General features: G+C 53.3%; 12 protein-coding genes and 1 pseudogene. 1 reads left to right on the top strand and 12 read right to left on the bottom strand.

Going from position 1 to position 12761, the window contains the following annotated elements:
* Positions 1–85 precede the first annotated feature (85 nt).
* Positions 86–884: pseudogene (locus IPJ12_18110) on the bottom strand (ATP-binding protein).
* Positions 877–2373, bottom strand: coding sequence for an IS21 family transposase (locus tag IPJ12_18105; GenBank protein MBK7649008.1), 1497 nt, complete (start codon positions 2371–2373; stop codon positions 877–879). The pseudogene IPJ12_18110 and the gene IPJ12_18105 overlap by 8 nt, the downstream one beginning before the upstream one ends.
* 415 nt (positions 2374–2788) lie before the next feature.
* On the opposite strand from IPJ12_18105, the gene IPJ12_18100 reads away from it, so the two are divergent.
* On the top strand, positions 2789–3154 hold the full coding sequence (locus tag IPJ12_18100) for a hypothetical protein (protein MBK7649007.1): 366 nt from the start codon (positions 2789–2791) through the stop codon (positions 3152–3154).
* Positions 3155–3212: 58 nt separating this feature from the next.
* On the opposite strand, the gene IPJ12_18095 is transcribed toward IPJ12_18100, so the two are convergent.
* From IPJ12_18095 to IPJ12_18050, 10 genes are all read right to left on the bottom strand, one after another.
* A complete protein-coding gene (locus IPJ12_18095) occupies positions 3213–4523 on the bottom strand; it encodes an adenylosuccinate synthase (GenBank protein MBK7649006.1) in 1311 nt (436 codons plus the stop codon).
* A gap of 5 nt (positions 4524–4528) precedes the next feature.
* The gene (locus IPJ12_18090) at positions 4529–5683 is read right to left on the bottom strand and encodes an ATP phosphoribosyltransferase regulatory subunit (protein MBK7649005.1); all 1155 of its coding nucleotides are present in this window, start codon (positions 5681–5683) and stop codon (positions 4529–4531) included.
* The gene (locus IPJ12_18085; protein MBK7649004.1) at positions 5680–5865 is read right to left on the bottom strand and encodes a DUF2065 domain-containing protein; all 186 of its coding nucleotides are present in this window, start codon (positions 5863–5865) and stop codon (positions 5680–5682) included. The genes IPJ12_18090 and IPJ12_18085 overlap by 4 nt, the downstream gene beginning before the upstream one ends.
* The gene (hflC, locus tag IPJ12_18080) at positions 5862–6749 is read right to left on the bottom strand and encodes a protease modulator HflC (GenBank protein MBK7649003.1); all 888 of its coding nucleotides are present in this window, start codon (positions 6747–6749) and stop codon (positions 5862–5864) included. Before hflC ends, IPJ12_18085 begins: the two co-directional genes overlap by 4 nt.
* On the bottom strand, positions 6749–8062 hold the full coding sequence (gene hflK / locus IPJ12_18075; GenBank protein MBK7649002.1) for an FtsH protease activity modulator HflK: 1314 nt from the start codon (positions 8060–8062) through the stop codon (positions 6749–6751). Before hflK ends, hflC begins: the two co-directional genes overlap by 1 nt.
* 36 nt (positions 8063–8098) lie before the next feature.
* Positions 8099–9253 carry a GTPase HflX gene (hflX, locus tag IPJ12_18070; GenBank protein ID MBK7649001.1) on the bottom strand — a complete coding sequence of 385 codons (1155 nt, stop codon included), beginning with the start codon at positions 9251–9253 and terminating at the stop codon, positions 8099–8101.
* A 63-nt stretch (positions 9254–9316) separates the two neighbouring features.
* Positions 9317–9553, bottom strand: a complete 237-nt coding sequence (gene hfq, locus IPJ12_18065; GenBank protein ID MBK7649000.1) for an RNA chaperone Hfq — start codon at positions 9551–9553, stop codon at positions 9317–9319.
* A 76-nt stretch (positions 9554–9629) separates the two neighbouring features.
* The gene (der, locus tag IPJ12_18060) at positions 9630–10961 is read right to left on the bottom strand and encodes a ribosome biogenesis GTPase Der (protein ID MBK7648999.1); all 1332 of its coding nucleotides are present in this window, start codon (positions 10959–10961) and stop codon (positions 9630–9632) included.
* On the bottom strand, positions 10958–12118 hold the full coding sequence (bamB, locus tag IPJ12_18055; protein MBK7648998.1) for an outer membrane protein assembly factor BamB: 1161 nt from the start codon (positions 12116–12118) through the stop codon (positions 10958–10960). Before bamB ends, der begins: the two co-directional genes overlap by 4 nt.
* Positions 12118–12756: a tetratricopeptide repeat protein gene (locus IPJ12_18050; protein ID MBK7648997.1), complete on the bottom strand. Its 639-nt coding sequence runs from the start codon at positions 12754–12756 to the stop codon at positions 12118–12120. The genes bamB and IPJ12_18050 overlap by 1 nt, the downstream gene beginning before the upstream one ends.
* Positions 12757–12761: the final 5 nt, after the last annotated feature.

The raw sequence follows: 12761 nt of genomic DNA, 5'->3' as shown, positions 1-12761 counted from the left end.
AACAACCGATTTCCGAGCCACGATGAATGCGTTGGGAAAGCCGTGGAGGACGAAGTCCGGAACGGATTTCCCAACGCGGCCCTGATCAGAATGCGTCCTCCTCGGGTGGATTTCCCCGCTTGCTCTGCTCCCTTGCCTTGATCCTCGACTTGGCGGTCGCCGTGCTGTGCCGGAAGCGAAATGACTCATTCCCCGTTTCTACGATGTGGCAGTGATGCGTCAGCCGGTCGAGCAGCGCCGTCGTCATCTTGGCATCGCCGAAGACGCTCGGCCATTCGGCAAAGGTCAGGTTGGTCGTGATCATCACGCTGGTGTGCTCGTAGAGCTTCGACAGCAAGTGAAACAGCAAGGCACCACCAGCCTGGCTGAACGGCAGATAGCCCAGCTCATCGAGAATCACCAGATCCATGCGCAGCAGTCCCAAGGCAATCCGGCCAGCTTTGCCGGCCGCCTTCTCTTGTTCCAGGGCATTGGCCAGATCCACCGTCGAGAAGAACCGAACCCGCTTGTTATGGTGCCCAATCCCCGGAAACACCCAGTGCCGTGGCCAGGTGCGTCTTGCCGGTTCCCGTGCCACCGATGAACACCACGTTCTGCGCTTCCTCGGTAAAGGACAGGTCGGCCAGTTGCCGAATCAGTTTCTGATCTACCTTCGATTGATCGAAGTCGAATCCCGCTAGATCCCGATGTACAGGGAAGCGGGCCGCATGCATCTGGTAGCCAATCGAGCGCATGACCCGGTCAGTATGTTCGGCCTGCAGCAGATGCTCGATCAACCAGCGAGAAGTGTCGATGCCGGCGCCACCGTTGGCCGATAGCTCTTCCCAGGCACCAGCCATGCCGTGCAGGCGCAGCTCCTTGAACTCACTCATCAGCTCACGCATGGTCGCTCACCTCCACGCGCAGCTGGTCGTAGCGACCCGTATCGGCGATCGGTGCTTCGCTGATCGTCAGCGGGGTCTCCACCGGTGGTGGCATGGGTCCAGACTTCAGTCGATTGAGCATGTTCTCGACGTGCTCGGCACTGGGCAAGCCTGATTCCAGAACCAGATCGACCGCCACCAGCACAGACTCCAGACCGAACTGCGCAATCGCTGACAGGACCTTGGCCATGACCCGATCACCACCTTCTCGACGCAGCAACAAACTGCGCAGGCGCTGCAAAGCTTCCGGCATGTCGGCAAATGGCGCGCCATTTCTCAAGGCACCCGGCTTGCGTTCAATCAGCGGAATGTAGTGCTGCCAGTCGTAGAGCGTTTGTTGCCGGGTGAAACTACGTGGATGGCTGGCCATGCGCAGATCGTGCGCCACCATATCAATCCGCTCCGGATAGAGACGCAGGCTAACGACCTGGCCGACCAACTCGCACGGCACCGAATAGCGATTACGATCCAGCGTGACTAGGCAGGTGCTGGAGACTTTGCCCAGGGTTTCAACATACCCATCGAAGGGCGCCACCATTGGCATCAGGCTCGGTTGCTCGTGTTCCAGCATCTCGGCCACCGTCAGATCCGCGTACTCAGGATGGCGCAATTCCTGCCACAGGCTACGGCAGCGTTCGAGCAGCCAGACGTTCAGTTCGGTGAAAGAGCTGAAGCGTTCCTTGCCGGCATCCTGCCAGAGCCGCAGCCGGCTATCCTGGACATTCTTCTCGACAACGCCTTTCTCCCAGCCGCTGGCGACATTGCAGAAATCCGGGTCGAACAGGTAGTGGGAGGCCATGGCCGAGAAGCGGGCATTGACGATACGGGACTTGCCCTTCTGCACCTTATCCACGGCCGTCTTCATATTGTCGTAGATGCCGCGCCGAGGAATGCCGCCCAAGGCCGCAAACGAACGGGTATGGGCATCAAACAGCATTTCGTGGCCTTGCGTCGGGTAGGCCTGAACCACAAAGGCCCGACTGGCACAGAACTTCAGATGCGAGGCGAGAATCTTGCGCCAGACACCACCGATCACCAAATGCTCTTCGCTCCAGTCGAACTGGAAGGCTTCGCCTAATTCAAAGTGGAGCGGAACGAAGGCTTTGCTGACCGCCGCGCCACCATCGGAACGCCAGCGCCGGATGAACTCAGTGACCCGGCAGTAGGTGCCCGTAAATCCGGCCGCCTGCAATTCACCAAAGAGTTTCAGCGCCGTACGCCGATCCCGTTTCGGGCGCCGAGCATCCGTTTCCAGCGCCTTGATGAGTCGCGCCGCATAGGGCGCAATCTTGACGTTCGGGTTCTCCCGTTCGTACTTCGGCTCCGTGCCTTCCGGCGTCCGTAACCAACGCTTGACGGTGTTCCGGCTATACCCCGTCTTCCTCGAAATCTCGGATAGCGACACGCCATCCCGGTAAAACAACCGCCGAATCCTTCCCAGATCCTTCATGGTGATCATCTCCTAAAATCCTGCTCAAAAAATGAGCGGACTAGTTAATCACCCTGGTCAATTTTCAGCGCGCACAACCTCGCTTTTCTGGTCAGTTTTCAACGAGCGTCAACACTATTAGAAATCAATGGGTTAGACTGTCGCATCCGTTGATTTTCTAGCTACTCGTGTCCCTTCCTGGGCACCAGCGATTTTGATAGAAGGCCTTGTTCAAACAAGGCCTTTTTTCATTCTGTCGCCGGGTTTTGACAAACAGCCAACACGACCACTTGCCAAACAGCTTGTATTGTCTCACAGCGCATACCCACTCGTCCCCCAGAAACAATTGCTCACACATGCGTACATAGCACAGGTAATCCGCCAGCCTGTTTAATGCGTTATTCGGCTTATCCAAACGACAAAGACGAGTCGAACCATGAAGAAAACTTCCGCCCTCTGTATCGCCGCAGCGCTAGCCATGACCATAAACACCTCGGCACAAGCTGACTGGGGCCGCCATGATCGTGGCTATCGTGACTATGAACCAATGCGCCATCAGCACCATCGCGGTGGCTCCGGCTGGGTTGGCCCAGCGGCCGTGCTGGCCATTGCCGGCCTGGCCATCGGTACGGCAGTCGCTTCGCAGAGCTACTACGCCCCAGCCCCAGTCTATAGCGCCCCGCCTCCACGCCCTATGCCTAGCGCAAACTACAACACTTGGTACTACTGTGGTTCATCCGGCCAATATTACCCATATACCAACGCCTGCCCGGAAGGCTGGCAAGCTGTCCCGGCTCAATAAAACAAAAACGGGCCAGATCGGCCCGTTAATTACATCTCCAGGAGAAACTCTTTCCTGATCAATGATTGAATGGATGCTGTTTAAGAATGGTTTCGTCGCGCTCAGGGCCGGTAGATACAATCGCGATCGGCACTTCGCACAACTGCTCCAGACGGTCAAGATAGGCTCGCGCAGCGGAGGGCAGATCTTCCCAACGCTTGACACCAAAAGTCGTATCGCTCCAGCCGGGCATGGTTTCGTAAATCGGCTCGCAACGTGCGACTTCATCAGCACCGATCGGAAGCAAATCAATGACTTTGCCATCAAGCTTGTAGCCGGTGCAGATATTCAATTCCTTCAGACCATCAAGCACATCCAGCTTGGTAATGCACAGACCAGTCAGGCCATTGATACGTCCGGAACGACGCAATGCGGCGGCATCAAACCAGCCGCAGCGGCGCTTGCGGCCAGTAACAGTCCCAAATTCACGACCGACCTGCGACATCTGGTAACCCGGCACACCTTCAGTCTCGATATCCAGCTCACTTGGGAACGGACCGCCACCGACACGGGTGCAGTAAGCCTTGGTGATCCCCAGCACGTAGTGCAGCATGCCGGGGCCGATTCCCGAACCGGCCGACGCTTGTCCGGCAACACAGTTGGACGAGGTAACAAACGGGTAGGTACCGTGATCGATATCAAGCAAGGTTCCTTGTGCTCCCTCAAACAACAAGTTGGAGCCCGCTTTGTTAGCAGCGTAAAGTGCGGCTGAAACATCAGTCACCATTGGCCTGATCTGCTCCGCATCTGCCATTGCCTGGTCATAAACCATTTGAAAATCAACGGCCGGCGCCTTGAAATACTGCGTCAGAACGAAATTATGGTACTCGAGGACCTCTTTCAACTTCTCAGCGAAGCGCTCCGGCTGGAACAGGTCATAGACACGCAGGCCACGACGGGAAACCTTGTCTTCATAGGTCGGCCCGATACCTTTACCAGTCGTGCCAATCTTCTTGTCTTCGGCCTTTACACCTTCGCGGGCTTTATCAATGGCTGAGTGATAGGGCAGGATTAGCGGGCATCCCGGGCTGATTTTCAAGCGTGAACGAACGTCAATTCCACCTTTTTCCAGTTCGGCAATTTCAGAAAGAAGGTGATGGACGTCAAGCACAACCCCATTGCCGATATAGCACTCAACACCATCGCGCACGACACCGGAAGGCACGAGATTCAGCTTGTATACCTGCTCACCAACAACCAGCGTATGGCCAGCGTTATGCCCACCCTGAAAACGCACTACCCCCTTTGCATGGTCGGTCAGCCAATCAACGATCTTGCCCTTACCTTCGTCGCCCCACTGGGTCCCCACCACGATGACATTCTTGGCCATTTATTTTAATCCTCTTGTATTGCTTCAATAATCCAATGCTCGCCAATCAGAGCCAGCTTACGGTCACAGATAGGTCCCTCACAGGCCACTTCTCCTGGCAGGAGCTGAACAACAATCTCGCCGTGCTCACGAAGCGAAGCCACATGAGCATCAAGTCGTTTGTCATGGCCGGCGTGTGGCGCCAAAATAGCGCCACTTGCCTTTAAGCTAGGAGCAAGACGAGCCACTTCACGCAAGTCCATCGAAAATCCAGTGGCCGGACGGGCTCGACCAAAGGCTTTGCCTGCCCCATCGTACCGTCCGCCCATAGCAATCGCGGCAGGGTAACCAGAACAGTAAGTGGCAAAGACCACACCGTTGTGGTAGTGGTAGCCACGCAGATCCGAGAGATCGATCGAAAACGGCAAATCAGGTGCGCTGGACAATAGATGACGCAGTCCATTTAACGCAGATGAAATCAAAGGTAGGTCTGGCAATTCTTCGGCAGCGCGCTGTAACACCTCCGCACCACCATAAAGTTGTGGCAAACGCAGCAGGGCTTCGCGATAGGGTGATGGAACATCGACGCACGCCAACTCCAGCCCGGGAACATCCTTGACCTGCAAAAGACTCAGGACGTTTTCTTCAGCCTCTTGCGGCAAACCGGATGCTTCAACCAAGGCACGGAAAATACCTACATGTCCAAGATCTATCCGACTAATAGAGAGATTGACCTTGTCAAACGCACCGGCCATCAAACGAATCACGTCAAGATCCGCTTCTATGCCTGCATAGCCATAGAGCTCAGCACCGATCTGCACGGGCTCGCGTCCAGCAGATATAGTGGCTGGCAACGTATGGAGGACACTGCCGCAATAACACAGACGAGTAACACCGACATGATTAAGCAGGTGCGCATCAATACGAGCCGCTTGCGGTGTTGTATCTGCGCGGACCCCTAGCGTACGACCAGATAATTGATCGACCAGTTTGAAGGTACGTAATTGCAAATCCTGCCCCGCACCCGTCAGCAATGACTCCAGATATTCGAGCATAGGCGGGATAACCATTTCGTAACCACGGCTGCGAAAATGGTCAAGCACAGAGCGACGCAGACTTTCAATACGAGCAGCTTCTGCTGGCAGTGCGTCGGCGAGATATTCGGGTAACAACCAGTTCATGAGAAAAATATTAGCAGGATCAAACCGATCAGCATCGACGTCAAACCGACGAAACGAATCTGGCCATCCGAAAATTGAATTAAGCGACGGAATGTTTCACGCCATGCCGCCGGCGCAATAAATGGCATAAGACCTTCGAGCACCAGCATGAGTGCGAAAGCAATAAGCAAGGTTGAGGTCATTTACCTTTGTCGTTTCCGCGCCCGGTACTCTTCATGTATTTGAAGAATTCGGAATTCGGCTCAATAACCAAAATATCATTTTTGGTTTTGAAACTACCGCGATAGGCTTCAAGACTGCGGTAGAACGAATAGAACTCTGGATTCTGGCCAAAAGCTTGCGCATAGGTATTGCTAGCCTTCGCATCACCTTCGCCCTTGATTTTTTGTGATTCGCTATAAGCTTGCGCAATGATAATTTCTCGCTGGCGATCCGCATCAGCTCGGATTTTTTCTGCCTCGGCAAAACCTTCGGAGCGCAGTTCGTTTGCTACCCGTTTACGCTCGGCTTCCATCCGACGATAAACCGCTTCGCTAACCTCAGTCGGCAACTCAACACGTTTCAGACGAACGTCAACGATTTGAACACCAATCTTGCGTGCATCGACATCCGCCTTTTCGCGCATTTGAGTCATGACCATTTCACGCTCACCAGAAACCACATCATGCACAGTGCGTTTACCAAACTCCTCACGCAAACCGGCATTTACTGTCTGATTCAGACGAATTTTTGCCCGCGACTCGTCGCCTCCCACAGAGATGTAATAGAGCTGCGGATCGACAATGCGCCATTTAATATATGAATCAACCAGCACGTTTTTCTTTTCGGACGTAATGAACCGCTCAGGCTCTGCATTGTCGAGAGTAATAATTCGCTTTTCAAAATAGCGCACATTCTGAACCATCGGAATCTTGAAGTAGAGTCCGGGCTCACTTATCGCACGCTTGACTTCGCCCAACTGGAAAACCACTGCAAACTGACGCTGATCGACTGTAAAGATCGACATAGTCAAAATCACCAAGATAGTGGCGATGATTGCCCCAAATAAATTAATGCGCGGACTCATTAACGTCCCTCCCGATCACGCGAACGCAGCGAACCATCCCGCGAACTTGATGAAGACGAACCTCCGCCCACCTTCGGGGCACTTTCCATCTGCGGTGGTGCATCAGACGACAAAGGGGCAGATCTGGCAGTAGATGGGGCAATGGATGCCTCTGGAACACCTTGGGTCGCAGGAGTACCACTAGCCGCTGCCTGCATTAACTTGTCAAGCGGTAGGTACAGTAGATTTCCCTGCCCCTTTGCATCGACCATCACCTTGCTGGTGTTGGAATATATCTGCTGCATGGTTTCAAGATACATTCGCTGGCGGGTTACTTCAGGAGCCTTAGCATACTCAGTGAGCACCTGCTTAAAACGCGAAGCATCTCCGTCCGCAGATGAGATAACGCGCTGCTTGTAACCATTGGCCTCTTCGAGCAAGCGCGCAGCCGTACCTTTCGCCTTTGGGATGACATCATTCGCGTAGGCCTGACCTTCGTTCTTTTGACGTTCACGGTCCTGACCAGCCTTGACTGCATCATCGAATGCCGCTTGCACCTGCTCCGGCGGCTGGGCATTTTGCATCGTCACCTTGGAAATCATGATGCCGCTTTTGTAACGGTCAAGGATGTCCTGCATCAAATTGGCAGCCTGTGTAGCAATCTGCTCCCGACCTTCATAAAGCACGAAGTCCATTTTGCTTTTGCCGACAATTTCCCTAACAGCGGTTTCAGCCGCCCCCATCACCGCGTCATCTGTTGACCGGTTGTTAAACAGATAGTCGACAGGATCCTTAAGAATATATTGGACGGCAAACTGAATGTTTACGATGTTTTCATCATCGGTCAGCATCAGCGCTTCCTTGAGCACCTTGTTACGCTCACTACCACGGTAACCAATTTCAATGGTACGTACGCCAGTCAAATTCACCAATTCATGCGATTGAATCGGGTATGGCAAACGCCAGCGCAGACCAGGATCTGTAGCCTCCTTGAAACTTCCAAACTCCAACACCAACCCGCGTTGAGATGCGTCCACTATGTAGAAACCGGAGCCAAGCCAGACGACAGCAGCCAGTGCTACCAAAAGACCGACTCCGCTACCGATAAATTTGGGATTAAAGTCGATGTTCGGCATACGAGGACCATCGCCACCGCCATTTCCGCCACCACCACCCTTCTTACCGAAAATGCTAGACAATTTCTGATTGAAATCACGCCACAGCTCTTCCAGGTCTGGAGGGCCATCGTTCGGACGGCGTGGGCCATTGTTGCCATTTGGTTTGTCGCCATCGCTGCCACCGCGATTGCCCCATTGGGGGTCGTTAAGCGACATGAAAATACCTAGTGTCGGAATCATGGATGTCTGGATTCAGTTAATGTAGTCATGTTGTGCTTCAGATTCGGCCGTAGCGGTCGACTTGTTACGGGCATCAGCCCTAGCTAAGGCATATTCGGCCAAGGATTTTCTCAGTAGATCCAATCCTTCTCCACTACGCGCACTGACTCGAACGCGCGCGATACTATCATATTCGTCCCGCTCAATGCCCGGTTGCGCATCTGTCAGGTCTATCTTGTTCCAAGCAACGACCTGCCTGACCTGATCAGCGCCGATCTCATGGAGAACCTTATTCACCTCATGAACTTGCTCATCTCGTGCGTGACTTGCACTATCAACAACATGCAAAAGCAAATCTGCATGGGTTGCCACCTCTAATGTTGCATGGAATGCATCTACCAAAGAGTGTGGCAAGTCGCGAATAAAGCCAACGGTATCTGAGACAACAATACTACCCGCTCCCTCAATCCACAATTTACGTGATGTAGTGTCTAGCGTTGCAAATAACTGATCTGCCTCGTAAACACCAGCATGGGTCAGTGCATTAAACAATGTGGACTTACCAGCATTTGTGTAGCCGACTAGAGAGACGTTCAAGACATCACCGCGCATTCGAGCCTTACGCTGTACGCCGCGTTGCCGGGAAAGCTTCTCCAGTCTATTTTTCAACGACTTGACACGAATGCCAAGCAGACGACGGTCAGTTTCAAGCTGCTTTTCCCCCGGGCCACGCATGCCGATACCACCGCGTTGCCGCTCCAAGTGAGTCCAACCTCTTACAAGCCTGGTGGACAAATGCTCAAGCTGAGCCAATTCAACCTGCAACTTGCCCTCTGCACTCGATGCTCGCAGGGCAAAAATATCCAGAATCAGACTGGTTCGGTCGATCACCCTGCACTTGAGTGCGCGCTCAAGATTGCGTTCCTGAGCAGGCGATAGCTCATGATTGAAAATAACAAGGTCTGCCTCGCCTGCCGCTACGAGCGTCCCGACCTCTTCAACCTTGCCTTTACCTGCATAGGTTTTCGGATCAGGACTTTGCCGTTGACCAAATACTTCGGCCACCACGACACCACCAGCTGATTCAGCCAACAAGCGCACTTCTTCCAATTGATCGTCAAAATCCGACTGACCAAAATCGAGTTGAACAATCACCGCACGCTCACCAGCGGCTGGTCGTTCAATCATATGTGCTTCCTGAAAAGATAAGCGAGAGCCCCCCTGCATAGCGGGCTACTGGACAGGAGTCAATTATTCGGCAGCCTGTTCCTGCTGGAGGTTGACCGGACGAGCCGGAACCACCGTAGAGATAGCATGCTTATAAACCATCTGAGTAACCGTATTTTTAAGAAGTACAACATACTGATCAAAAGATTCAACCTGACCCTGCAGTTTTATCCCGTTCACCAGGTAAATTGAAACGGGAACATGCTCGCGACGGAGAGCGTTGAGGAATGGGTCTTGTAAAAGTTGCCCTTTGTTACTCATGGTGGGGACTCCATGTAATTGTTATGAGGGTCCTAATGTACCCAAATTTATAAAGTGGCGCCAAAGATTTCGCAGATTATTTCTTATCTTTGTCTGCAAACGGGTTTTTAGCGGTGACACATTGGATTCTCAACGGTGTTCCCTGCAATTTGAATGCATCTCTGAAAGTGTGTTCAAGAAAACGTCGATAACTATCGGTAATTTTATCTACTGCATTACCGTGAATAACGATAATTGGAGGATTCGACCCCCCTTGATGAGCGTAACGTGGCTTGGGCCGAAAAAGCCCATGCTTAGCTGGCGCTTGCTTCGCTACCGCATCAATTAGCACACGAGTCAGACGTGGAGTAGTCATTTTGGACATGGCTGCCGTATAGGCAGCATCCACGGAGCGGAAGAGAGCCTCCAAACCGACGTTTTCGCGTGCTGAAACAAAATGGAATTTTGCAAAGTCAAGGAATTGCAACTTGCGTTGAAGTATCACGCGCGTCTGCTCTCTGGTGTAAGAATCGAGGCCATCCCATTTATTGACCGCGACCACCACTGCTCGACCAGACTGAACAATAAAGTCGGCGATGTGAGCATCCTGATCGGAGACATCTGCCTGTGCATCAACCATCAAAATAACGACATTGGCATCCTCAATGGCCTGCAATGTTTTTACCACTGAAAACTTCTCGATTGTCTCGAAAACCTTGCCACGCTTACGCATGCCAGCGGTGTCCACTAGCACATACTTTCGGCCACCGCGCTCAAAATCAATCTCAATAGAGTCACGTGTCGTACCCGGCGCATCGAAAGCAATGACGCGTTCTTCGCCTAGAAGCGTATTGATCAGGGTAGACTTTCCGACATTTGGACGCCCGACAATGGCGACACGAACGGCATCAGAGTGCCACTCGTCATCCTCCGGTTCTGGAAAGCCATCCAGCGCCAGTTCAACAAGACCACGCACCCCCTCTCCATGCGCCGCAGAAATAGCATAGGGCTCGCCCAGACCAAGTTCGTGGAACTCAGCCTCAACCATGCCTGCATTCATGCCCTCGGCTTTGTTAACCGCAACCACAACCGGGCAGTCAACACGGCGCAGTTTGTTGGCAATTTCCTTGTCGTGCGGCGTCAAGCCGGTACGTCCATCTACCACGAATATGACCGCATCAGCCTCGGCGATTGCCTGTTCGGTCTGACGAGCCATTTCATGCAGGATGCCATCCTTGACCAAGGGCTCAAATCCTCCGGTATCAACGACCAGATGAGGTTTTTTGCCCAGTTTTCCATGCCCATAGTGACGATCCCGGGTCAAACCCGGCATATCCGCAACGATGGCATCACGCGATTTGGTCAAGCGATTAAAGAGTGTAGATTTGCCGACATTTGGCCGGCCCACCAAAACAAGCGTAGGTTTCATTGCGCCTCGATTGCGCTCACGTAACCACCGGTGGTTTGAACCAAAACAGCAGTACCGAGCATCTGAAGAGGCGCGCGAACCGGCGTGCCATCGGTTTTTTGGCGCGCAGCAAAACTACCATCTTCGCGGGAAATAAAGTGAACGATACCTTCAGCATCAGCCACAGCAACCAGCCCACGACTAACCACCGGCGCAGAAAGTTGGCGATTTTTCAACTTGTCCTGCTTCCAAAGACTACTGCCGGACTGACGATCAAGGGCATATATAATACCTTTATCGTCCGAGACAAAGACATAACGACTGTCCATGGCTAAACCGGTTACTGACGAGAGCTCGCGCGACCATGTCATCGCCCCTCCCTGCCCCATGTCAAAACAGGCAACACGCCCCTGAAAGGCGACCGCACATATCTGACGACCATCAACCACCGGAGACGCGACCACATCCGCAACTCGATCAAGCTCGGTTGCCCCCTTGGGCAAGGCTACAGCCCCCTCCCATACGGGTGCTCCGTTTTGTATCGACAACGCGACTAATTTGCCGCCTGGGTACCCTGCGAATATATATCGATCAGCAAAGACTGGCCCCCCTGCTCCACGGACAGACAATGGAGGAGTCGAACGTTGATAAACCCACTTTTTTCCGCCATCGGTCGCGTCAAGCAAATGAATACGGTTGTCGCCGCTTTTCACCGCAACACCTTCATCACCCACAACTGGCGCAGCGAGCACCTCACTGGAAACCTTGGCTTGCCACAAGACCTTGCCCTCGTCGGCCGAGAATGCGAGTACATCGCCCTTTGATGTGGCCACCACAACCAATTGAGCATTGGCACCGACGCCTGCAGATAGTGGCTGACCAACATTCACTTTCCAGACAACTTTACCGTCCTCCAGTTTGGTCAACGTGCCGTCCCGGCTTCCTAGATAAACAGAGCTTCCGACCACTGCGGGCGTAAAGCTGTAATCACCCGCCTTGCCGATATTTACTGACCACACCGTGCGAACGTCAGCGGTTGCATTCAACGGCAACAGAGGCGCCATTTTTGGTGCAGAACTGGAGAACGGGTTAATGGAATCAATGGTGTTGGAAATGGTCGCGCAGCCACCCAGCAGCAAACTGGACACCGCCAAAAGCGCAGTTAATTGACGGGACATCAGGCAACCTCACCCAAGCCATCAAGCTTCTGCTGAAGCATTTCGCGAGCCGCACCTTGATTGCCTGTCATTTTTTCAAGCGCTGCCTTGTAGGCAATATGCGCTTCAGGCTTCTTGCCCTGAGCAGACAATACGTCACCCTTCAACTCCAGAAAGCGTGCATCGAACGCCTGAGCGTGAGAGGCATCGAGTAGCTTGAGCGCGTCATCGTAAGCTTTCTCGTCCAACTGAACCGCGGCCAGACGAAGCCTGGCCAGATCCCTGATTTCATCTTTGCCATTTTCAGCCACCCAAACGAGTTGGGTCTTGGCTGTCTTCAGATCGCCAGCATCAAAAGAGTGCTTGGCAGCCAACATTGCACCGAGCGAGGCGTAGCTAGTGCCACCAAATTTTTCAGCCAACTCCCCGGCGGCGGCCTTTATTTTCTGGGCATCACCTACCGATGCAGCATGCTCCAGCACCGAATAAATTGCGGCCGCCTTGGCGGACTGAGTGTTCTGGTACCAATTCCATGCTTGCCAGCCGATCACCGCCAACGATGCAACAACGACAATACCCGTCAAGAGGTTGCCATACATCTTCCACCAGGTTTTGATGGAGTCGATCTGTTCCTGTTCTTCGAGGTCGTAATGCGCCATGCTGC

It is taken from the genome of Betaproteobacteria bacterium (assembly GCA_016709965.1).
Classification (GTDB): domain Bacteria; phylum Pseudomonadota; class Gammaproteobacteria; order Burkholderiales; family Rhodocyclaceae; genus Azonexus; species Azonexus amarohabitans.
The sequence above is the reverse complement of the archived record's forward strand: the minus strand, read 5'-3'. Positions and strand labels throughout refer to the sequence as shown.

Coding starts and splice junctions, on each gene's coding strand:
- IPJ12_18105 (MBK7649008.1), bottom strand. CDS start 2,373: ATGAAGGATCTGGGAAGGATTCGGCGGTTGTTTTACCGGGATGGCGTG.
- IPJ12_18100 (MBK7649007.1), top strand. CDS start 2,789: ATGAAGAAAACTTCCGCCCTCTGTATCGCCGCAGCGCTAGCCATGACC.
- IPJ12_18095 (MBK7649006.1), bottom strand. CDS start 4,523: ATGGCCAAGAATGTCATCGTGGTGGGGACCCAGTGGGGCGACGAAGGT.
- IPJ12_18090 (MBK7649005.1), bottom strand. CDS start 5,683: ATGAACTGGTTGTTACCCGAATATCTCGCCGACGCACTGCCAGCAGAA.
- IPJ12_18085 (MBK7649004.1), bottom strand. CDS start 5,865: ATGACCTCAACCTTGCTTATTGCTTTCGCACTCATGCTGGTGCTCGAA.
- hflC (MBK7649003.1), bottom strand. CDS start 6,749: ATGAGTCCGCGCATTAATTTATTTGGGGCAATCATCGCCACTATCTTG.
- hflK (MBK7649002.1), bottom strand. CDS start 8,062: ATGTCGCTTAACGACCCCCAATGGGGCAATCGCGGTGGCAGCGATGGC.
- hflX (MBK7649001.1), bottom strand. CDS start 9,253: ATGATTGAACGACCAGCCGCTGGTGAGCGTGCGGTGATTGTTCAACTC.
- hfq (MBK7649000.1), bottom strand. CDS start 9,553: ATGAGTAACAAAGGGCAACTTTTACAAGACCCATTCCTCAACGCTCTC.
- der (MBK7648999.1), bottom strand. CDS start 10,961: ATGAAACCTACGCTTGTTTTGGTGGGCCGGCCAAATGTCGGCAAATCT.
- bamB (MBK7648998.1), bottom strand. CDS start 12,118: ATGTCCCGTCAATTAACTGCGCTTTTGGCGGTGTCCAGTTTGCTGCTG.
- IPJ12_18050 (MBK7648997.1), bottom strand. CDS start 12,756: ATGGCGCATTACGACCTCGAAGAACAGGAACAGATCGACTCCATCAAA.